Raw genomic sequence first — 21991 nt, forward strand, 5'->3', positions numbered from 1 at the left:
TCAGTAGGTTAAATTTTTATATCTTTACTTATGCGTCTTACATAACTGTCATGTTTGTGTAAGAAACATCGATAGTGGCAAGAGTAGAGAATGTATATAGTTGAAAATAGAGAATAGAAGAAATGAGGGATGTCGAGATGAAAACAGTGTTAGAAGCAAAAAATATTGAAAAAGTGTATGACACGGGTGGTAATAAATTCGCAGCGTTAAAAGGTATTAACTTACAAGTAAAAGAAGGTGAGTTCGTTGGAATTATGGGACCTTCTGGTTCGGGTAAGACGACTTTACTAAACGTTCTTTCTACAATTGATAATGCGACGAACGGTGAGATTTTAATTGATGGAAAAGATATCGTGAAAATGAATGATGATAAGTTAGCGTTATTCCGCCGCGATCATTTAGGTTTCATTTTCCAAGATTATAATTTATTAGATACGTTAACGGTAAAAGAGAATATTGCGTTACCTCTTGCGTTATCAAAAGTAAAGGCAAATGAAATTGATCGTCGTGTTCTTGAAATCTCGAAAAAGTTCGGTATCGATCATATTTTAAGTCAGTTCCCATATCAAGTATCTGGCGGACAGAAACAGCGTTGCGCAGCATCGCGTGCGATTGTTACAAATCCAAGTATGATTTTCGGGGATGAGCCAACTGGAGCGCTTGATTCTAAATCAGCAACAGATTTACTTGAAAGTATGAAGTCGTTAAATGAATATGATAACTCTACAATTTTAATGGTAACGCATGATGCGTTTGCGGCGAGTTACTGTAAACGAGTTATTTTCATTAAAGATGGTGAGTTATATAAAGAATTGCACCGCGGTGAATTAACGCGCAAACAGTTCTTCCAACAAGTCGTTGACGTAATGTCTTCTATTTCCGGAGGTATGGCTGATGACCTTATCTAGCATTGCCCTCCGCAACATACAGCGGAACTTTAAAGACTACTTTGTATATTTTGCATCTATGATTTTTAGTATTGTTATTTATTTTACATTTAAAGCACTGCAATATAATTCACAAATGGAAAAAGCAGCGGAAGCTTCTAAAAAAATTAGTGGAGCGTTCCAAGTTTCCAGTGTCATGCTAATTATATTCGTAGCAGTGTTCATTATATATTCAAACGGTTTCTTTACAAGGAAACGTAAAAAAGAAGTTGGATTATATTCCTTATTAGGTATTCGTAAAAGACAGATTGGTAAAATGCTGTTTTATGAAAATATGTTAATGGGATTAATGTCATTAGTAATCGGGATTGCGATTGGTAGTGTCCTTTCAAAATTATTCCTTGAGTTACTAGTAAGTATGATGGGATTAAACTTAAATGTTCATTTTGAAGTACCGATGGCTGCAATTGTTGATACGGCAATTATTTTCTTTGTGATTATATTGTATACATCACTTCAAGGATATCGTTTAATTTATCGCTTCAAGTTAATTGAACTTTTCCGCGCAGAACGTGAAGGAGAAGCAATGCCAAAAGGATCTGTCATTATGGCATTAATTTCAGTGTTCTTAATCGGTTCAGGTTATTTCTTAGCGTTAATGTTTATGAAGGCAGTTAAATATGCAGACTTTATGGCAGTTGCACTTTATATTTTACTTGCGACAGTATTAGGTACGTACTTACTATTTATGTTCTTTACAGTATTCGTATTAAAACGTGCAAGAAATAATAAATCATCGTTTTATAACGGTATGAATATGGTAACGACGTCACAGTTACTATATCGTATTAAAGGAAATGCAAAGTCACTTGCGACAATTTCTATTTTAAGTGCAGTGACATTAACGGCGGTTGGTACGTCAGTTACGATGTATTACAACACATTTACGCAATCAAAAGCATTTACACCATACAGCTATTCTTATGAGAAAAAAGATGCAGAACTAGATAAGAAAGTAAATACGATTCTTGCGGAAGAGAAGCAGAATCACCCTGTTAAAGATCAATTTGAAATTGAGACAGTTCCTGTAAAAGGGAAGTTTGAAGGAGACAAAGTTGATTTCATTCTTAATATGAATTACACGATTTCAGAGAAATATCAGTTTATGTCTCAGTCTGAATTTAATAAACTTGCTAAAAAAATCGACGCAGAAACAGTGAATGTAGCTGCTGGTGAAGCATTTATATATGATAGTTCATATATTGAAGGGCATGAGTTTAGTCCACAATATAAAGGAAACAAAGCAGTATTCCAAATTGGAAATGAAACGAAGCAATTAAAAATCCAAGGTGCAAATGACGTTGCGATTACAAATTTAGGTGAATTAGTTGTTGTCGTTTCAGATGAAATGTATGAGCAAGCGAAGCAAGCATTTGGAACACGCGTTGTAAAAAATATTGATGTAAAAGATGAAAAAGATAGTAAAGTGTTAACAGAAAAATTAACAAAAGTGATGCCAGCTGGTGAATCAGAAATGGTACCACCATTTAGAGATTTCTACACTGGTTTCCATATGGGGCTTGAAGGAACAGGACTAATGATGTTTATCGGAATGTTCTTAGGACTTGTATTCTTACTAGCAACGGGTTCTATCATTTACTTTAAGCAATTAACAGAAGCAAATGCTGATCGTGAGCGCTATATTGTACTTCACAAAGTAGGGGTCACAAAACAAGAAATGAAAAAAGCTATCGCAAAACAAGTAAGCTTTATCTTTGCGATTCCGTTAGTAATCGGAATCCTGCACAGCTTGTTTGCATTAAAAGGTTTAGGGAACATACTACCATTTGAAATTATGATTCCGCTTCTAATTAGTATTGGAGTATACGGTGTCATTTATATTGGATATTACTTCCTAACAGTTCGTTCTTATTATAAGATTGTGAGTGCGAAGTAATAAATGAGCAGCTATCGCTATATAAGCGGTAGCTGTTTTTTCATTCTTCATAAAATCTTAAGAAATCTCCTCGATTTTTGTTAAGAAACGATAGTTATACTTAGAACCAAGTTAAAAACTATTGAACGAATGGGGAGAGGTTTACATGCAACTCATAACATTCTTACATGAATTTATAAAACATCCGAAACATACTGGTGCAATTGCGCCAAGTTCAAAAATATTAGCAAAGAAAATGGTAGATGTAATTGATTTTAATAGAGCGAAATGCATCGTAGAGTTAGGGCCTGGTACAGGAGTCTTTACGAAAGAAATTATGAAGAGAAAGAAGAAGGAAACAATATTTCTTCTTATTGAAATTAATGAAGTGTTTTGCAAAGAGTTAAAGAGAAAGTTTAAAGATGAGCAAAACGTCATTGTTGTACATGGTTCAGCCGAAAATATAAAGAGGTATATGGAAGAGTTCCATATAGAATGCGTTGATTACGTCTTATCAGGATTGCCTTTTACTTCTTTGCCAGAAGAAGTTTCAAAACGCATTTTAAACAATGCAATGGAAGCAATACATGAGAATGGGGAATTCATAACATTTCAATATTCGCTTGTGAAAAAAGGATTTATACAGCATTTCTTTCCCGAAATTACGCTAGAGAAAGTGTGGCTCAATTTCCCACCAGCGTACGTCTTTAGCTGTAAAAAAGAACTCAGGAGAGCATATGCATAATGGAATTACATGAATTATTATCTTATATTGAACAATACGGTTATTGGGCGTTATTTTTCTGTTTATGGTTAGGTATTATTGGTATGCCAATTCCAGACGAAATGATTGTCATGAGTGGTGGTTTTGTATCTTCAGTAGGGATATTAAGTGTTGTTCCTTCATTCGTATTAACATATTTAGGTGTTGTATCAGGGCTATCTTTAGGGTATATACTAGGGAAAATATTTGGCATAAAAGTACTTGGAAAATTGATGAAAAAGAAAAAGGCGAAGTACCTTTTAAAATCACAAGAGATAGTAGAGAAATATGGTCATTATGCATTAGTAATAAGTTATTTTATCCCCGTTGTGAGACATATCGTACCGTATTTAGTAGGAATGAATAACATGTCATTTAAAACTTATGCAATTTATTCATATGTAATAGGGTTTGTTTGGACGTTAGTTTACTTTGTACTAGGCTCTTTATTTGGAAAGCATATAGAAATGATAGTAACCCTTGTGACCGAGTATGGTATATATTTTGGTGGCATCGTTATCATAGTTTCTAGTATTTCTTATGTGTATATACATAAGAAGAATACAGTAGTGAGTGAAATAAAGTAACATTCATAGTTTGGTAAATGATGCTGGAGGAGATTTTGTGAATAAAGGAACGATACTTATCGTGGACGATGAGAAGGAAATTAGAAAACTTATCACCATCTATTTGAAGAATGAAGGGTACGAAGTATTACAAGCTGGAGATGGTGAAGAGGGTTTAGAAATAGTAAGGAAAAGAGACGTGCATCTAATTGTACTTGATATTATGATGCCGAAAATAGATGGTATTCATATGTGTATGAAAGTGAGAGAAATAGCGGAAATGCCCATTATTATGCTTTCGGCAAAAACGCAAGATATGGACAAGGTTTTAGGGTTAACAACTGGAGCAGATGATTACGTAGCAAAACCATTTAATCCACTTGAACTCATTGCTCGTATTAAATCACAACTTCGGAGATATATGAAAATGAGCGGGGCAAGTGTAAAAGATGAAAATGTGTTTGAAGTTGGAGATATAAAGATAAATATAGCAACGCGGCAGGTCATTATTGCAAATGAAGAGGTGAAATTGACACCGAGAGAGTTTGAGGTATTAGAATTGCTTGTACGAAATCAAGGAATGGTATTAAATGCAGAGCAAATTTATGAAAGGGTATGGAAAGAGCAAGCTTTCCAATCCGATAATACTGTGATGGTACATATTCGGAAAATACGTGAAAAGATAGAGGCAATTCCAAGGAAGCCTCGTTACATTAAAACAGTATGGGGAGTTGGCTACAAGATTGAGAAAGATATTTAAACCGATGATATGGATGAATCAAGTTTTTAAAAAAATGATAGGTAAAACAGTGAGTTATTTGCAAAAGAGCATACGGGTACAGCTAATTACTACATTTACTTTCTGTACATTACTTGGTGTATTAGTAGGAGGGGTTTCATCTTCCTTTTTCGAGGATGCGAATAAAATTTCTATCATTGATTATGCATCAGGTATGGAAGCCATTGATGGACAGACACAAAGGCTTGTTGAAAGTATGACAGAAGAGGGTAAGGAAATTAATATACAAGAACTGCTTGATCAATTAAATCATCAAAATCAATTGAAGGTTTTAATAATAGATGAGAATGGGAAAGTCGTTTATAAAACAAAGGGAGCACCGGAAGAACAGATTAATCTTCATGAGACGATGCGTAATGTAATGGATTTTAAAATGGATCAAGTACGCTATGTAGAAGCACAAAATTTAATTCGAGATAGAGCTGAACAAAAGCGTAAGGAGTTTACCACCTTTTATCCAGTTACTGTTAATACGAAAAATATGTATGTCATTGCAAGTGGTATACCACAAGGAAATGTAAAGTATGTAGTGAACGGTAGTAGTCCACTCCCATCTTTACTAGGTTTTATTACTTTTCTACTTTCTTTCTTTTATATAACGAAAAGAAAGATGAATCAGATTGAAGCAATGGCAGAAGGAGTAAGAGAGTTTTCGAAAGGGAACTTACAATATAAAATCAAACAGGCAGGTCAAGATGAAATAGGTGTATTAACTTCAAATATTAATCAAATGGCAGAAAAGCTTTTGGCTAATATAGAAAAAGAAAAACAAATAGAGAAACAAAAAAGTGAATTGATTACAAATGTATCACATGATTTAAGAACACCACTTACTTCTATTATGGGGTATTTACGCTTACTAGGTGATGCGAAATATGAAAATAAAGAACAGCATGATGAGTATATAAAAATTGCTTTTTCAAAATCAGAGCAGTTGAAGATGTTAGTAGAGGATTTGTTTGAGTATACAAAACTAACAGATGAAAATATGGTGTTAGATTCGCAAGAAGTGTGTATGAATGAACTACTTGATCAGTTAATAGAAGAGCTAGTACCACAAGCAGAGGAACATAAGCTTTCATTTATGAAAAAATTTGAGGAAGATCGTATATATGCCGTTGTGGATTCTGAAAAAATGGTGCGTGTGTTTGAAAACCTCTTAATCAATGCAGTTAAATACAGTATAGATAAAGCAGAAATTCAAGTTTCGCTTCAAAGAAAAGAACAGTATATCAAAATTTCTATAGCGAATTGTAGTGAAAAATTTACAAAAACAGAATTGGAGAATTTGTTTGAGCGTTTTTATAAAAAAGATCAATCTAGAAGTAGAGCTGTAGAAGGTTCAGGCTTGGGGCTTGCAATTGCAAAAAGTATTGTTGAATTGCACAAAGGAGAAATTCGAGCGGAATATGAAAATGGGGTTATTCAATTTATTATCTTATTGCCAATTTAATTAGAAGGGTATTAGAAATATCGGTTACCTTCTAACTAGAGAAGAACGAGCGATAGTGTTGCTATTGATTTAGAGAGAGTCTTATTCCATCATTCAGGTGGATATTGATTAATAAAACAGAGAAGTGGAGAATCGAAAGTTATATGAAAAAATTAAGTGCGTTTATCGTATTGATTATAGTTGGAGTTACATTACTTGTAGTGAAAGGTGGACCGATTGTAGATCAACTCAATCCGTTTATTAAAGAAGGTATTTATTATGCTGTTGTCGACAGTGATGGGGAATATGAAACGAAAAGTAATGGTTTTGGTAGATGGAACTATAAATTTAAAGGGTATGATGAATCTGGTAAAGAACAAAAAATTATGATGACTTCTTCAAAACATTTACGAATAGGAGCATATTTAAAGATTGAATCAAAAGGGACTTATGGTATGAAATGGGAAGAAATACAAGGTGACGAAATACCCGCTAAGGCAAAAGAAAAAGTAACAATAAAACATAAGTAGTTATAGAAATTATAAGTTGCATTCAATGGATAAAGTAACGAGTAAGCTTCGAATATAGTGGCAGTATATGATAATTTCTAAATTTTTTATAAAGAAGATAAAGATTATCTGAACTTTAGCTAAACTGCATTTCTTCTGTATACAACTACTAGTATTCTATATTGTGTAGATAAAAAATGGTAAGGAGTAACAGGATAATTATGCAGGCTTCTAAGAGGAAAATATTGTTATTTCTTTCAATTATTCTTTTTGTTTTATTGATGATGTATGTATGTACGAATAATAGGCATGTACAAAATATTATTCACAATATAGAAGACATTTATAAAGTGTATAAAGAGAATCAATTATTGAAAGAAAAAATTGAGAACCAAGAACCGTTAAAGAGTAAAGTGCAAATATTAAGTGAGGAGAAAGAAAACCTTACTAAGCTTATCAACAAGACGAGAGAATTAAAGGAACAAGGAAAATATAATTTAATTCAAGCTACAGTAGTAAGGCGTGTAGCAGAAGATTGGTATGGAAAAATCACTCTTAATAGAGGGGTACAACATGGTGTAAAGGTTGATATGGTTGTTATTACAGTGGATGGTTTTATTGGAAGGGTAGAGAGTGTAGATCAATTTACATCTATTGTGAAATTAATTACGAAAGATGAACGAACAAATCGTTTAGCAATTACTTTCCAAAGCAATTCATCCATTTTAGGATTTGTTACAGGGTATGATAAGGAAAAACAAGCCCTTCGAATTGAAAATATTCCATTAGATCAAGCGAAAGAAATAAAAATAGGTGATAGTGTTATTACTTCTGAATTGAGCCAGAAAATACTACCTGGTTTTGAAGTAGCGGAGGTAATAGAACAAGAGCCGGATAAATATGGTCTTACACATATTATTTATGCAAAACCAAAGGCGAATTTATATGATTTAGAAGATGTCATTTTAGTAGAACCTAAAGGTTAGCAAAGTATAGATGAACATCATTTCTTTTTTTAGATAGAGTAAGATTAAGAGGGAAAATACAGTCTTTATTTCTTACTCAAAAATAGAATATAGAAATCAAAAGTCCCAAGCTATTAGCTTTGGGGCTTTTTCATATTCTTAAAGAAATGTTAAGAATATCCGCTGCTATTTATTAAGAAATGCTATCTATACTTAGAAATGGGTTAAGAAATACTCGGAAAATATGTAAGAAAAATAAAAATAGGAAAAAGAAGTACAGGAGGATATATATGACAAAATCAGTTGTAGAGGTAAAGAATGTACAAAAGGTATACGGTAAAAAAGGTGAGAGCCAATCGCATGCACTAAAGAATGTATCGTTCTCGATTCAAGAGGGTGAATTCGTTGGGATTATGGGACCATCTGGTTCAGGAAAAACAACATTATTGAATGTAATTTCTACATTAGATAAAGCGACAGGTGGAATTGTTGAAATTGCTGGAACAGATATTATGAAAATGAAGCAAGGGGAATTATCTGATTTTCGCTCAGAGAAACTAGGGTTTATCTTTCAAGATTTTAACTTACTTGAAAATTTATCAATCTATGAAAACATTGCATTACCGCTTTCTCTGCAAGGTGTGCATTCGAAAAGAATTGGATTAAAGGTGAAAAAGGTAGCAGAGATGTTAGGAATTTCAGAGATTCTTCAAAAATATCCGTCCGAAGTATCTGGTGGACAAAAACAACGTTCGGCGGCGGCCCGTGCACTTGTACATGAGCCAGCAATAATTTTAGGAGATGAGCCAACAGGAGCGCTTGATTCTAAAAATGCGAAAAGTTTATTAGAGGCGATGACCAACTTAAATGAAGAACAGGATGTTTCAATTATGATGGTTACACATGATCCGTTAAGCGCAAGTTATTGCCGACGTATTTTATTCATCCAAGATGGAGAGTTGTATAAAGAAATTTATCGTAGAGGTACTCGTGAAGAGTTGTATAAAGAAATTTTAGATGTGCTTGCAGATTTAGGCACACAAAAAGCATAAGAAAGAAGGTTCAGCATGTTATTCAAACTTTCCATGTCGGGACTAAAAAGTAAACGAAAAGACTATATGGTCTTATTAGTTGGGCTTATTATGTCTATTTCAATTTTTTATATGTTTCAAACGTTAGCGTTAAATAAAACGTTTATTGAAGGGAATTCTATGGATGGGATTTTTTCCGTCTTTCAAACGGGCTCATTTTTATTAGGTTTTATTACATTATTTTACATTTTATACGCCAATTCATTTTTATTATCACTTCGGCAAAAAGAATTTGGTATGTATATGGTATTAGGGGCAAAAAAGCATAAAATTACATTGCTCATGTTTATTGAAACAATTGTATTAGGAATAGTATCTCTTATAGTAGGTGTGATAGTCGGTATAATCTTGGCACAAGGTGTTGGACATTTACTGATGAAGGAGCTGGAATTTACTGGAGGTGGTTATCATGCATTTTATGTACCATCAATCCTTGTTACTTTCATCTTTTTCATTTCCTTATTTATGTTATCAGCAATTATGAATGGTATGAAACTAGTGCGTAATTCTCTATTACAACTTGTTCACTCCGATAGTCAAACAGAGCGTACGCCTACTAAAGGAAAACTAACAAGCATAGTAGCACTTTTATCGATTATTTTATTAGCAGTTGGCTATGTTTCGATGATTTGTATGAAGGAGCTAAAGGAATCAGGATTTATCATTGCAACAATTACAGTAACATTAGGAACTTATATGCTATTTGCATCATTCCTTCCCATTATTATTAACAAATTAAAAGCGAATAAAAATCGTAGTGAAAAAGGAATCAATGCGTTTACGTTTGCACAGTTAAGTTTTTCTATTAATAGTTTAACGAAAGTATTAGCGACAGTTGCTATGTTAGTGGCTCTCGGTGCGGGTGCAATCTCCAGTGGTATGGCGTTAAAAAATAATGTCACAAATATGGTGGAGAGTGTAGAATACTATGATGTCGAAATTAAAAATCCCACAGCAGAAGAAAAGAAAATATTAGATAGTATTACATTTAAAGAAAAGAATGAATATCGATACAAAGTAGATGAGCAGTTTATTTATCAATTGAAAGAAGATTTGGAAAGAAATCGTCCGCTAACACGTACTGGAAAGGACGAGAATAGTAGCCGATTCATTCCTGTTTCAAGGGAACTAGTTGTGGGATCCGTTTTAAGTCATAGCCAAGAAAAAAATGAAAATAATACTAATGTAATTCCAGAAGAGTGGGGAAATGTTTTACGGTCTCTTCAAAAGACATATATGAATCCTAGTCAAAAGATACAAATTGTAGATCAAAAGATGTATGACGGGATACAAGGTAAAGAAGAAATTATAATACTGGGGAAAACGGACAATTTTATAACGTATAAAGAAGAATGGGAAAAAATCGATGAATTAGAGCTAGCTAAATATAAAGATATGAAAGAAGTACATCTTTTGAGTAAATATATGCTGTATGAAGGATATTACAGTACTTACAGTGGAACAGTATTTATGGGTTTTTTCTTAGGCATAGCTTTCTTAGCGATGTTGGCAAGTTGTTTAATGTTTAAAATTCTTTCTGGTGCTTCAAAAGATATTACGCGTTATCAAATGCTTCGTAAAATTGGTGTGCGTTATGAGCTATTAACGAAATCAATTTATAAAGAGTTACTTTTCGTTTTCTTGTTCCCAGCGATCGTAGGTATAATGCACGTATTAGTCGGAATGAACATGTTCTCGTTCTTAATAGATAATCCATATTTCCGTATTTGGCTGCCGATTATTATTTTCTTAGTCATTTACGTGTTTTATTATTTCATTACAGTTCAATTGTATAAAAAAATTGTTCTTCCGAAAGAAGTGTAGCATATAAGCCTAGATATAAATCTAGTAAAAATTTATATTAGAGTGTTTTGAAAACATATAGAAATGATTGTAGCGAATTGATTTAATGAATATAGGGGGATAAAATATGACAGAAGATTTCCTGATATTTTACTTTTATTGTAAGAGAGGATACACTATGTTATTGATTTCTTAACATCATTTTGATAAGAATTATGACCGGGATGAAAGTAGTAGTTTTTGGGATAGTAGAGAGAAAAAGGTTTGTATATGTATTGTCCTAAGTGGAATGGGAGAATTAGAAAGGGGAATTCTGCTCCTTTTTATTCAAAATGTAATTTGTTTTTTAGTAAAGAATGATAGTTGGAATGAGTTTGAGATATTGAAAAAGCTTTGCGAGGATACGCAAAGCTTTTTGTATAGTTTATTTTCTTTCGATTCACATTGTAAATAAGGAGAAAGAGAATCCTCTATGTTTCAGTTTATAAAAGGTGAAGAAGAGAATTTATTATATCTTTTGTAATAAGCGTTCGCCGCTTTCCATATCGCTTTTGCATAACGGACATTTCGGTTCTGCTTCTAATGAAAAGTTTTTACGCATCCATCCACGGCAGTTTTCTTCTTGGCATTCCCATACAGCAATTGCTTCTGGTTCTTCTACAGGTTTATCATTTTTTCTCCAATACATGTGATCGCTCCCTTAAATTGAAAAGTTTTTCAGAAAAACAAAAAAGGTTGTTAACGATTTTGTTAACAACCTTCTTTGTAATTAGTTCATTATACTTTGTTTTTTGGAAAAATGCGAAGGTTAGTAATTGTTAAAGTATAGAGGAATAAGGATTATATAAGCTAAGGATTATAAATTATCGTTGAAAGCTTTGGTAATCATTCAATTTGACACGGTGTATGACGTCAACCTTCTCCTCATTTTTCTACCTTTTTCAATTTCTACTAATGTTTTTTTCGATAAACCAATAACTTCTGACATTTTTTCTTGTGATAAATCATTTTCAACACGGATAAGTGTTAATTTGGAATTAACGAGTTCAATAAATTCTTGTTTATTTATAATGCCACTCCTCTTTTATTATAGTGTAAATTTATCGAAACAATAGGGATGGTAAGGAAAAAGAAGCAACTATTAATGAAGTAGGTAAATTACCAAAAGGTTCGTACTGGAATATGCTTACAAAGGGAAAGTTTTTACATGATAAAATGCAAGTAATGATGGGTATGACTCCTGATGGACGAAGCAAAGTTAGGATTGTAAGTATGAATCCGATTCTTAATGAGAGAATTAGATTTGTTATTTTATGGTAAAATATAGAGGGAGGGGGGAGTAAGTTATGCTACTCATTGTTAGCCTTATTTTAATTGGAATCATGTGTAGTATGAGAATAGTATCTTTACATATGATAGAACGAGATAAGATAGAAGAGCGATACGTATATTGTCCAAAATGTGATGCGAAAATTAGAAGAGGGAATGCTGCTCCTTTTTGTTCGAAATGTAATTTAATATTTTAGTTCAAGTAAGTCCGCCGAATCACTTTGTATGGTGCTGGATTGTTCTTTTGAAGAAACCGTTGGGAAATTTCAGTGCTATTTCAAAAAAACGAACTGTATTACTTCTTTATACGAGCGATATATACCAAAGTTAAGAACAGACTATGAAAAAGGTATCTGGATTCACTGTGTGGATGATATTTCATTATTAAATCAGTGGGAGGAGAAATATCGAATTTTTCCTGAATATATGAATGTGTTTGTAGAATATGGGAGTGTAAAGGATTTCCCATATTTATCAGATAGAGAGAAAAAAGAATTAGCCCTTAAAATCGTTCATACTGAAATGTGATTGGGATATAGAGATGTTAGAAAAAGCATACAATAAGGTACTGGATTTGGATTATAAAAATGAATTTATTTATATAAAGAAGAGTAGTCCAAATAAAAAAATATGTATGTAGTATAATTTGGCAGCATGAAGTGATGTATGCTGATATGTACTTAGAAATAAGGGAGTATAGAACGAGACGACTAATCAAAAAGGAAAAGCTTATTAGAGAAGAAGATATGTATAAAATGTCTAATCATGTTAGTGACGTGGCTTGGAAATTAAACCATAAAGTAATGTTGATGAACGACAAAGAGAATATTATGTGGATGTTAACTTTTTTAGAGAAAAACGATCCAGATAATTTAGTTTGGAAGATTGAACGAATTGAGGAAAGTTGATAAAAAAGAGCTTGAAACAATTCAAGCCCTTTTTTTATTACTATTTATGTCCTAAAATATGTTCAACCTCATGCACACTTAATTTACTTGCCTTAGCAATCGTTTCAAGTGGCATACCAAGATCATACATGCTTTTAATCATTTGCATTCTTCCCTGTTGAACACCTTCTTTTCGACCTTGTTCAATGCCTTGTTCAAGCCCTTGTTCAAGCCCTTTTTCAATTCCTCTTTTTATTCCTTCTTGCTCTGCGTGAGCGAATTTTGCGGCTTCATCCATTAGAACCTTCTCTCTTGCGTCATAAGCTTGTCGGAAAGAAGAATCTTGACTCATACGTTCCCATTTATTTATCGCTTTTTGTAAAATAGGATCTTGGTTCATAGCAATATCCTCCAATAGTTTAGTTAAGTGCTCATCCTCATTTGCTGAAAGCAATAAAAGCCAACGAACAAATGGATCTTTCCACGGATTTACTTTTTCTTCATGCCATTGTTTTGTTAACTTTGGAATTTCTACAATGTGAATTTCTATGTCATCACTCAAGAGTTTTTGTTGCTGTGAATTCCATAATGTGCCCGTTGTATGAAATTCTTTGTGGTCTGAGAACATTATAAAGTTCAATAAATTAATGGTGATGGTTTTATGAAGCGAACTGTAAGGCATACCTTTTTGTAATTGAGATGTGTATAATTTTCCCCAATAATATAAACTACGTTTCATCATATCGTGATTATTATTGAGCTGTATTTCTACATTTACTTTTGTTCCTGTGTTTAATGTCGCTGAAATATCTAAAATAGATAACTTATCCTCTTCATATTCCCGATGTAAATGTGGATCTTCTAGTTGTAGAGAAGCAATGGGTGATTCTAAAGACTTTTGTAACATAGCGTTTAAAAATGCAATTAGAATATCTTCACTACCATTCGTACCAAACAATTGTTTAAATGCAAAATCAATGCGTAAATTAACTAACTGTTGGTTGAACAAAGTTTGTCCTCTCCCTTGTATTAAGCCGCTTCTTTCCTTCATTGTATCTAAAAAGAACTAGGGCATGCAAACAGGAAACTTTGCTATTTTTTAGCAATATTATTAGAATGTCGCAAACAAATATGTCTATGTTATACTCTAGTGAAATTGAATTCTTCCAATCAGTAGCGGCTGCTATAGAGAAGAAAGATCCAAGTATTATTGTGAATAAGGATTCTAATACGCACTGGAAAGATTGGGTGGAGTTTGATTGTGACTGAAAAGGATAGGAGAAAGAATAATAAATGAAAAGAAGAAGAAAATCCGGAGAAAAAGTACAAATGAATCGTTTTGCACTACCTTTATGCTACGGAAGTGAAGCACCATATTATTATTATTACGAGGTAGCGCCTCATGAAAGAGAGGAACGCTTCCATTTAACATCAGAACTTTGCGTAATGGACGATGAACATTACTTTATTAGAGGTTGTTTAGAGATTCCTATCATTGATTACCACGAAAATTTCATATGGACTGTGTGGGTATCACTTAGTAAAGAAAGTTATGATGAAGTATTAGAAAAGTGGGATGAGAGAGGCCGAGAAAATAGTGACCCTTATTTTGGTTGGTTATCTGTAGAAATACCAGTTTATCCAGAAACATTAAATTTAAAAACAAATATACATATAAGAGAAGTTGGAATGGCACCGTATGTTGGATTAGAACCAACCGAGCATCCTTTAGCGATTGAACAAAGAAATGGAATTACTTTAGAGAGAGTTAAAGAAATACAAGAAATGATTCAACGATATAACTAGATTAGAAGAGAAAAAACGAGTGCTAGCACTCGTTTTTTTATTACACAACCGCAGGATTATAAATCATCGTAAAGTGTCCTTGTAATAGTTCAATATGACAAGGTGTATGAAGCGAGCTTTCTCCATCTGTATCTACTTCTTTTTCTTCTTCTGTTTCAATATGAATGGATTTCGCTTTTACGTGGAAGATGTCATTTTCATTTGAGTCTTCAAATAGTTTCTTTCCGATATAGTCTTTAAACGCTTGAATGCCTGTTGATTTTACAACAAAAATATCAAGTGTTCCGTCGTCGCACTTTACGTTTGGAATAAAGGACGGGATACCGCCAAGATATTCACCGTTTCCAACCATAACAAGGACAGCTTCGTCTTCATATACTTGTCCATCGTACGTAATTTTTACTGGAAATGTTTCAGCATTCTTTACAGTTCGAATTGTGCTTAAGTAGTAACCAATTTTACCAAGCTTTGCTTTTTCTTCTGCATCGATATTGTTTGATACTTCAGAGACAAGTCCAATGCCCCAGAAGTTTAAGAAGTGTTGTCCATTTGCTTTTGCGACATCAACTGGTTTTACGTGTCCTTGTGTAATAAGTTTTGCTGCTTCTGCAATGTTTTGCGGAACACCAAGTGTGCGAGAGAAGTCATTGCAAGTTCCACCTGGAATAATTGCAAGTGTAGGTCTAGTTTCGAGAGGTGCTAAGCCATTTGTGCATTCAAATACTGTTCCATCACCACCAAAGACGATAATTAAATCTACTTTACTAGCAAACTCTTGGCAATATTTTGTTGCATCACCTTGCTTTTTCGTATGAAGGATATGTAAGTCAGGAAAAGCTGCCGCAAGAGGTGGTACAATTTTCGTTAAGTTCGTATGTAAATCGCCTTGCCCTGCTTTTGGATTTACGATGAGGAGTACTTTTTCAAATTTTGTCTTTGTCATTTTTATTCTCTCCCTTTGTCTTTTACGAATCGTGATAGAAAATAAACTTCCACCAGTAATTGATGGTGGAAGTTTATTCTATTATATTATTCCGTTACAACTGAAGCGATAAATGGTAAGTTACGATATTTTTCTGCGCAGTCGATACCGTAGCCAACGATAAATTCGTCTGGAATTTGGAAGCCAACATATTCAGCTTTTAAGTCCACTTTACGACGCTCAGGTTTATCAAGTAACGTACAGAATTTCAATGCTTTCGGTTTATGCATAAAGAAGTGATCTTTTAAGAAGTGAAGTGTTAAACCAGAATCGATAATATCTTCTACCACAATTACGTTTTTTCCAGTAATGTTTACATCGATATCTTTTAATAGTTTTACTTTTCCAGTTGTTTCTGTTTGATTTCCGTAGCTAGATGCAGAAATAAAGTCGATTGTTACATCGTTTTTAATGTGACGAATTAAATCGGCAGCGAATACGAAAGATCCTTTTAATACAGCGATTACTACGATTTCTTCTCCTTCAAAGTCACGTTCGATTTGAAGTGCTAGTTCTTTTACTTTTTCTTGTAATTGTTCTTCAGAAATTAAAGTATCTTTTATTTCAAGATTCATTGGAGTCCTCCTACAGTGTAAAACTTGTGAACATTTCGACTGTAAAGGAAAGAAAGGGAAAAGTCAAAGAAGATATAAGTTTTTTACAGAAATCCCCACAAAATAGTCAGATGATATGATATACTGATTATATAAAGAAAACGCTTCCAAAAGGGTGATTATGATGAGAAAGAAAGAGTATACAAGTGCAACATTTATAAAAGCATTGTTTTTAACAATTGTTCTTGGCAGTTTAGCTTACATAATTGATGTACCAGCGATTCGGATTTCACTAATTGGAATGACTTTAGTATTAGGCGCAATTTCCCACGGTATGATGTCACAGTTGCAAGAAGCTGGAGTCGATCATATGAAAGATCATATAGATGAGAACTGAGAAACCTTCACGTATAGAGAGTGAAGGTTTTTTGTTTCTTACAAAAATGTAAGGTAGTTGTAAGGCAAATCGATAGTTGCATAGTAGTGTTTTGGATAGACTATAGGTGTAAGGTAAAAGGCAAACATATTTTAGGTAAATTAAGTTTTAGGCACTCTATATGTGAAAAAGGAGTAGGAGGGCATGGAGAAACGTTGGACGACCTTTTCTTTTTTAGCAACTAGCAACACCGTAATGCTAGCTGGCGAAATGGATTTTTTGCACTTGTTTGATCGAGAAGACGATCATTCTTCTTCTAAATTTACAATGAAATGGAATAAATGGAGCGAAAGTTGTAGGTTTGAAGAAGAGGCCCCTAACGAAGAGCAAAAGATTATTTTGACAAACCCTATTAAAGCATGGGTTGTTCAACGTCGTAAGTGTAACGTCAAAAATCACTTAAAGAAAACTGAGCCGAGACAATTAGTTATCGCTCCGGCCCATTCTACTTCTAAATCACGCGAAAGTAACATGTAAATATTGAGACACACACCCGAAAAAACATCGTATATATTGCGATGTTTTTTTATTTTTCTACAATGAAATCTTTAAATGAAATATATTTCATCTGCATCTTATATTTATATCTCTTGTTTATTCTAGTGATACATCCGATGCGAAGTGATGTAAAACGTATAAAAGGAGAGAAATAAAATGAAAAAGAAACTATTACCAATTTGTGCAATGGCACTTTTAACAGTAGGATATTCTTCAGTAGCGAGTGCATCTACTGGAACATTAACAAAGGAAGAAGCAGCGCAATTGCAGCAAGATAAAGTTAAAAAAGAAGAAGCAATTAAGGAACAGCAAAAAAATGATATAGAGAAAAAGCAAGCGGCACAAGTACAAGAAAAAAGTGATATGGCTAAAAAAGAGGAAGCGATAAAAGCCACGCAAAAGAGTGAAGAAGAGAAAAAGATAGCAGCACAAGAACAGTTGAAAAATGATATGGCAAAAAAAGAAGCGGCACAAGTACAACAAAAAAATGGTGCGGTAAAAAAAGAAGTAGCAAAGCCAGTTGTACAAGGTGAAAAATTACCAAACACTGCATCAAATAATGTAGTGATGATGGGCCTAAGTGCATGTCTTGTAGCAATCGGTACACTATTTGGTTTGAATCGCCGCAATAAAGTTAAGGCGTAATTAAAATATTGTCCTATAAAGAATGGGATAATTTCATATATTAAAAATGGTAGGTTATTCCTACCATTTTTGGCATGGAGGGATGAAATATGAAGGTACTCAATTATATCGGAATTATATTGATGGCTATAGGACTATGTATGGGATCATATTATGCTGTGGAATGGTATAAAGGAAAAAGCTCTGCCGGGCAATTAACGAAAGAAGAAATAAAGAGTCTTAACAATATACAACATAATCAACTTTCATATGAAACACCCGTAACTTCTCAAGTGCCTTCTTCTCAAACAGAGCATAAAGAAGGAGAAAAGGTAGCGATGTTACATATACCGAAAATAAAGAAGAAGTTTTCGGTATATTGGGGAGCGGATGATGCAACGCTGAAAAAAGGGGTTGGCATGTTCGTTAGTGATGTAACGACAACGCCATCTGGAGGAGGCCATACTGTACTAAGTGGGCACCGGGATACTGTCTTTACAGATTTAGGAGAGTTAAAAGAAAAAGACACTCTTGTTTTAGAGTATGATAATAAAACGTACACATATGAAATTCAAAAGACGTGGGTTACCCATGCGGATGATCGCACTGTTATTATAAAAAAAGAAGAGCAGATATTAACACTGACGACTTGCTATCCATTTAATTATATAGGGGATGCGCCAGATAGATATATTATCGAGGCGAAGTTAACTGCTAGTTATTCAAAGTGAAATTATGATTTCTAAAAGCGGGAGGAGGATACATAAGTTATGGCAAAAAATATTTTAATTGTAGAAGATGAAGATATATTACGTGAAATATTAAAAGATTATTTTTTAAGTGAGCAATATGTAGTGTTTGAAGCAAGGGACGGGAAAGAGGCTTTAGTTGTATTTGAGGAAGAAGAGGTTGATTTAGTTATTTTAGATATTATGTTGCCAGAACTTGATGGGTGGTCTGTTTGCCGAAGGATCCGTAAAACATCCGAGGTTCCTATCATTATGCTGACGGCACGTGTAGATGAAGATGATACGTTACTTGGATTTGAACTTGGGGCGGATGACTATGTGACGAAGCCGTATAGTCCGCCAATTTTATTAGCAAGAGCGAAACGGTTGTTAGAAAGTAGAAAAGTGACAAAGCAACTTTTAGAGAATGAAGATGATACATTATCAATCCATGGTATCCATGTCCATTTTCCGTCGCGTACTGTTACTGTAGATAAAACAGATATTAATTTAACACATACAGAATTTGAAATATTAGCGTATTTTATGAAAAATCAAGGGATTGTTTTAACACGAGAGCAACTCATTTCAAGAATTTGGGGATATGAATTTGCAGGTGATGATCGAACGGTTAATAGCCATATTCGTAATTTGAGAAACAAATTGGGAGAGAAAGCAAAGTACATTACAACTGTAGTACGAACCGGTTATAAATTTGAGGGGAATGTATGAGAAAAGGGATTGTACTAAAATTATTTACTCTCACAACAGCATTATGTATGTTAATTTTAGCGACGATATTTATTGGACAAACGATATTTTTTAAACAATATTACGCGAATCGAAAAGTGGAAGATATTAAAGTGAATTTAAATTCCTTTGAGAAGAGTTATTTAAACTATGCAGGAAATACAGAAGAAATTAAGCGACTGGAGCAAGATTTTTTAAGAGAAAATAATACGTGGATTACGACATTAGACCAGAATGGGAATTTAAAACACGCGGATGATTTCTATTTTGAGGTAGCGATAGATCGTAGGCAACAAAAGAGTTTTGGACAACAAATATTCAAAATTCCTTTATACAATCTCATCAATATAGAGGAGATTGATAATAAATCATCAAATGCATTTTTAGGACAAGAAATTTATTTTTCTGGCGTGAAAAAAGATGATAGTTATATTCCATTCTCTTTCGCGTTAGGCAAGCAAAATTTAAGCGGATCTAATAAACCGTTAGAAAAAGCGTTTCAGGAGAAAATGAAATTAAATGAGGAGAAAAAAAGAGCAGCCGGGGAACAACTTGCTAAGGAAAAGAAGCCAGCTGTCCAGGAAGAACCTGCTCAAGAATTAGATGCTTACATAAGTGGGCGTGTTACGAACGTTCAGCTTCCTGATGTAACAGGTCCTATAAATCCAATTTATAAAAATAGCATCTTCTTAGATAACATAAAAGAATTTCAAACTAATTTATTATTAAAAGAGAGCAAGCACATACAATATGCAATACAAACAATGGACTATGAAAAAAATGATATTAAATATAAATTATTAATCAAACCAATAAAAGAAAAAGATGGATCGGTGACATATATTTATGCGATGGCTTCTTTACAGCCTGTAGATGAAGCTGTACAAATGGTGCAAGATTACTACATTTACATCATTGCATTTGTAGTCGTTCTCATTTTTCTAGCTTCGTTCTATTACTCTAAACAAATTGCAAAGCCGTTATTAAAAATAAATGATACGACAAAGAAAATAGCGCATTTAGATTTCACAGAACAAATACCGATTACTTCAAAAGATGAAATTGGTGATTTATCGAAAAATATTAATGTATTATCTAATAAGCTCCATTCGCATATTGGACAGCTAGAACAAGATATTGAAAAGGAAAGAAAGTTAGAAAATACGCGGAAAGAATTTATTTCTGGTGTTTCGCATGAATTAAAAACACCACTGAGTATTATGAAAAGCTGCATTTCTATTTTAAAAGATGGAGTAGCTGAGCATAAAAAAGAGTACTATTTTCAGGCAATGGAACGAGAAGTAGATAAAATGGATACGTTAATTTTGGATATGCTGGAGTTAGCTAAATTTGAATCAGGCACATATAAAATGAAAATGGATTCATTTTATATCGATACAGTAATGGAAGATATATGTGAACACCTTTCTGTGGACATAGAGAAAAAAGAACTTCATGTGCATAAAAATATATGTTCATTTGAAGTAGTCGCAAATCAAAGTCGGATTGAACAAGTAATCGTGAACTTCATTACGAATGCCATACGTTATACACCGAATAAAGAGGACATTATTATTTCTACAATAGATGAGAAGGATCGTATAAAAGTGTGTATTGAAAATAAAGGTACTCATATTGAAGAAGAGCAATTAGATAAAATTTGGGATCGTTTTTATCGTGTGGATGCAGCTCGTCAGCGTTCACAAGGTGGAACTGGGCTTGGTCTAGCTATTTCTAAAAATATTTTAGAACTGCACGATGCTGAATATGGGGCAGAAAATACAGAAGATGGTGTATTATTTTACTTCTATTTACCGAAAAAAGCGTAGACAATGTAATCTACGCTTTTTTAATTTATTTTCATATTATCTTTACCTAATCTTTATTTTTAAGCGATATAATCTGGTTAGAAAATGAGGTTATGTAAGGAGTCGATGAACCGTGCATAGCAAGTGGCTAAGTATAATGGTATTTATTTTCTTTTGTGCATTTATTGTATTTTTAATTGATATTACGATATGAAAAAAAGAGCGCTCATTAAGCGCTCTTTTTGTTTGAATTTATTTGATAAGCATTGATGCTCTTGAATAAGCGTGGTGAAGTAAGAAATAAAAATATAAGTAAAACGGTACATAGAATATAGGAACCAATCATTGTGCTACCGTTAAATATTAAAGAATATAGAACTGCTGATTGACCTTTCGGTGCATATTGTCCCCAGAAAATAATACCAGCGATAAAGTGACAGAAGTAGCGAGCAAAGCTACCAACAAATGTAGCGAGAATAATGTAACCAATAACTTTCTTTCCTTCGTTATTTAAAAGTGCTTTTTGAATTGGTCTATAGAATAAACCAGCAAATCCAATGAATGCGAAAGCAACGAAGTATTCAATGAGTACTTGAATTGGTGTGACGATAATGGCATCGCCTACGACAATTTGTAATAATCCCCAAATCAAGCCTCCTAAGAAAGCCATTTTGAAGCCCCAGCGATATGCGATAATAAAAATAGGAATCATAGCGAATGAGATGGAACCGCCTGTTGCTGATATTTTGATTGAAAGTGGTAAAATGTCGATGACCAAGGCGAAGGCTGCAAGAATGGCAGATTCGATCATCGCTTGTAAATTGGTGTTACGCATGTT

The 21991-nt window shown here is 33.4% G+C and carries 24 protein-coding genes and 2 pseudogenes; 20 read left to right on the top strand and 6 right to left on the bottom strand.

Features of this window, described 5'->3' with window-relative positions; all coding sequences use genetic code 11:
• Nucleotides 1-137 precede the first annotated feature (137 nt).
• The 10 genes from QEP67_RS03160 (at nt 138) to QEP67_RS03205 (ending at nt 10772) form a co-directional block, all read left to right on the top strand.
• Nucleotides 138-908, top strand: a complete 771-nt coding sequence (locus QEP67_RS03160; protein WP_000859653.1) for an ABC transporter ATP-binding protein — start codon at nt 138-140, stop codon at nt 906-908.
• Entirely contained in the window at nt 895-2844 is a 1950-nt protein-coding gene (locus tag QEP67_RS03165) for an ABC transporter permease (RefSeq protein WP_000176174.1), read from the top strand. Before QEP67_RS03160 ends, QEP67_RS03165 begins: the two co-directional genes overlap by 14 nt.
• Before the next feature lie 145 nt (nt 2845-2989).
• The gene (locus QEP67_RS03170; protein ID WP_064460195.1) at nt 2990-3568 is read left to right on the top strand and encodes an rRNA adenine N-6-methyltransferase family protein; all 579 of its coding nucleotides are present in this window, start codon (nt 2990-2992) and stop codon (nt 3566-3568) included.
• Nucleotides 3568-4173 (top strand): DedA family protein, encoded by a 606-nt coding sequence (locus QEP67_RS03175; protein WP_000418937.1) that lies wholly within the window; start codon nt 3568-3570, stop codon nt 4171-4173. The genes QEP67_RS03170 and QEP67_RS03175 overlap by 1 nt, the downstream gene beginning before the upstream one ends.
• Nucleotides 4174-4210: 37 nt before the next feature.
• Entirely contained in the window at nt 4211-4912 is a 702-nt protein-coding gene (locus QEP67_RS03180) for a response regulator transcription factor (RefSeq protein ID WP_016085797.1), read from the top strand.
• Nucleotides 4896-6404: a HAMP domain-containing sensor histidine kinase gene (locus QEP67_RS03185; RefSeq protein WP_048565817.1), complete on the top strand. Its 1509-nt coding sequence runs from the start codon at nt 4896-4898 to the stop codon at nt 6402-6404. Before QEP67_RS03180 ends, QEP67_RS03185 begins: the two co-directional genes overlap by 17 nt.
• A gap of 143 nt (nt 6405-6547) precedes the next feature.
• Nucleotides 6548-6913, top strand: coding sequence for a YxeA family protein (locus QEP67_RS03190; RefSeq protein WP_002107524.1), 366 nt, complete (start codon nt 6548-6550; stop codon nt 6911-6913).
• 200 nt (nt 6914-7113) lie between these two features.
• Nucleotides 7114-7878 carry a rod shape-determining protein MreC gene (mreC, locus tag QEP67_RS03195; RefSeq protein ID WP_353706518.1) on the top strand — a complete coding sequence of 255 codons (765 nt, stop codon included), beginning with the start codon at nt 7114-7116 and terminating at the stop codon, nt 7876-7878.
• Between the two features lie 269 nt (nt 7879-8147).
• Entirely contained in the window at nt 8148-8909 is a 762-nt protein-coding gene (locus tag QEP67_RS03200; protein WP_048565816.1) for an ABC transporter ATP-binding protein, read from the top strand.
• A 15-nt stretch (nt 8910-8924) separates the two neighbouring features.
• Nucleotides 8925-10772, top strand: a complete 1848-nt coding sequence (locus QEP67_RS03205; protein ID WP_048565815.1) for an ABC transporter permease — start codon at nt 8925-8927, stop codon at nt 10770-10772.
• 487 nt (nt 10773-11259) lie between these two features.
• Here the strand turns inward: QEP67_RS03205 and QEP67_RS03210 are convergent, their stop codons facing one another.
• Nucleotides 11260-11439 carry a cold-inducible protein YdjO-related protein gene (locus tag QEP67_RS03210; protein WP_000289926.1) on the bottom strand — a complete coding sequence of 60 codons (180 nt, stop codon included), beginning with the start codon at nt 11437-11439 and terminating at the stop codon, nt 11260-11262.
• Nucleotides 11440-11679: 240 nt separating this feature from the next.
• Nucleotides 11680-11820, bottom strand: a pseudogene (locus QEP67_RS03215) (helix-turn-helix domain-containing protein); the annotation flags it as partial.
• 277 nt (nt 11821-12097) lie between these two features.
• Between QEP67_RS03215 and QEP67_RS03220 the strand changes: the two are divergent.
• Both QEP67_RS03220 and QEP67_RS03225 read left to right on the top strand, forming a co-directional pair.
• A complete protein-coding gene (locus tag QEP67_RS03220; RefSeq protein ID WP_000924670.1) occupies nt 12098-12277 on the top strand; it encodes a hypothetical protein in 180 nt (59 codons plus the stop codon).
• A gap of 82 nt (nt 12278-12359) precedes the next feature.
• A pseudogene (locus tag QEP67_RS03225) lies at nt 12360-12988 on the top strand (hypothetical protein); the annotation flags it as partial.
• A gap of 40 nt (nt 12989-13028) precedes the next feature.
• Here the strand turns inward: QEP67_RS03225 and QEP67_RS03230 are convergent.
• Complete coding sequence (locus QEP67_RS03230) at nt 13029-13976, bottom strand: Rpn family recombination-promoting nuclease/putative transposase (protein WP_000483130.1); 948 nt, start codon at nt 13974-13976, stop codon at nt 13029-13031.
• Between the two features lie 107 nt (nt 13977-14083).
• On the opposite strand from QEP67_RS03230, the gene QEP67_RS03235 reads away from it, so the two are divergent.
• Both QEP67_RS03235 and QEP67_RS03240 read left to right on the top strand, forming a co-directional pair.
• The gene (locus QEP67_RS03235; protein WP_000084205.1) at nt 14084-14236 is read left to right on the top strand and encodes a hypothetical protein; all 153 of its coding nucleotides are present in this window, start codon (nt 14084-14086) and stop codon (nt 14234-14236) included.
• A gap of 24 nt (nt 14237-14260) precedes the next feature.
• Nucleotides 14261-14773, top strand: a complete 513-nt coding sequence (locus QEP67_RS03240; protein ID WP_000830222.1) for a DUF2199 domain-containing protein — start codon at nt 14261-14263, stop codon at nt 14771-14773.
• A 40-nt stretch (nt 14774-14813) separates the two neighbouring features.
• On the opposite strand, the gene QEP67_RS03245 is transcribed toward QEP67_RS03240, so the two are convergent.
• Both QEP67_RS03245 and hpt read right to left on the bottom strand, forming a co-directional pair.
• Entirely contained in the window at nt 14814-15716 is a 903-nt protein-coding gene (locus QEP67_RS03245) for a YegS/Rv2252/BmrU family lipid kinase (RefSeq protein ID WP_000167911.1), read from the bottom strand.
• 86 nt (nt 15717-15802) lie between these two features.
• A complete protein-coding gene (gene hpt / locus QEP67_RS03250) occupies nt 15803-16330 on the bottom strand; it encodes a hypoxanthine phosphoribosyltransferase (RefSeq protein WP_001047287.1) in 528 nt (175 codons plus the stop codon).
• A gap of 160 nt (nt 16331-16490) precedes the next feature.
• Here hpt and QEP67_RS03255 point away from each other — a divergent pair, with 160 nt between their 5' ends.
• The 6 genes from QEP67_RS03255 to QEP67_RS03280 all read left to right on the top strand — a co-directional run bounded on the left by QEP67_RS03255 (nt 16491) and on the right by QEP67_RS03280 (nt 21174).
• Nucleotides 16491-16706 carry a hypothetical protein gene (locus QEP67_RS03255; protein ID WP_002096247.1) on the top strand — a complete coding sequence of 72 codons (216 nt, stop codon included), beginning with the start codon at nt 16491-16493 and terminating at the stop codon, nt 16704-16706.
• A gap of 183 nt (nt 16707-16889) precedes the next feature.
• The gene (locus QEP67_RS03260; RefSeq protein WP_000415592.1) at nt 16890-17222 is read left to right on the top strand and encodes a hypothetical protein; all 333 of its coding nucleotides are present in this window, start codon (nt 16890-16892) and stop codon (nt 17220-17222) included.
• Between the two features lie 177 nt (nt 17223-17399).
• A complete protein-coding gene (locus QEP67_RS03265; RefSeq protein WP_000728030.1) occupies nt 17400-17888 on the top strand; it encodes an LPXTG cell wall anchor domain-containing protein in 489 nt (162 codons plus the stop codon).
• Between the two features lie 89 nt (nt 17889-17977).
• On the top strand, nt 17978-18598 hold the full coding sequence (locus tag QEP67_RS03270) for a class D sortase (RefSeq protein ID WP_000866448.1): 621 nt from the start codon (nt 17978-17980) through the stop codon (nt 18596-18598).
• Nucleotides 18599-18637: 39 nt separating this feature from the next.
• A complete protein-coding gene (locus QEP67_RS03275; protein WP_001097099.1) occupies nt 18638-19327 on the top strand; it encodes a response regulator transcription factor in 690 nt (229 codons plus the stop codon).
• On the top strand, nt 19324-21174 hold the full coding sequence (locus QEP67_RS03280) for a HAMP domain-containing sensor histidine kinase (RefSeq protein ID WP_001225367.1): 1851 nt from the start codon (nt 19324-19326) through the stop codon (nt 21172-21174). Before QEP67_RS03275 ends, QEP67_RS03280 begins: the two co-directional genes overlap by 4 nt.
• Before the next feature lie 208 nt (nt 21175-21382).
• On the opposite strand, the gene thiT is transcribed toward QEP67_RS03280, so the two are convergent.
• Complete coding sequence (thiT, locus tag QEP67_RS03285) at nt 21383-21988, bottom strand: energy-coupled thiamine transporter ThiT (protein ID WP_001246569.1); 606 nt, start codon at nt 21986-21988, stop codon at nt 21383-21385.
• Nucleotides 21989-21991: the final 3 nt, after the last annotated feature.

Source organism: Bacillus cereus group sp. MS39, from assembly GCF_040448665.1.
Classification (GTDB): Bacteria; Bacillota; Bacilli; order Bacillales; family Bacillaceae_G; genus Bacillus_A; species Bacillus_A wiedmannii.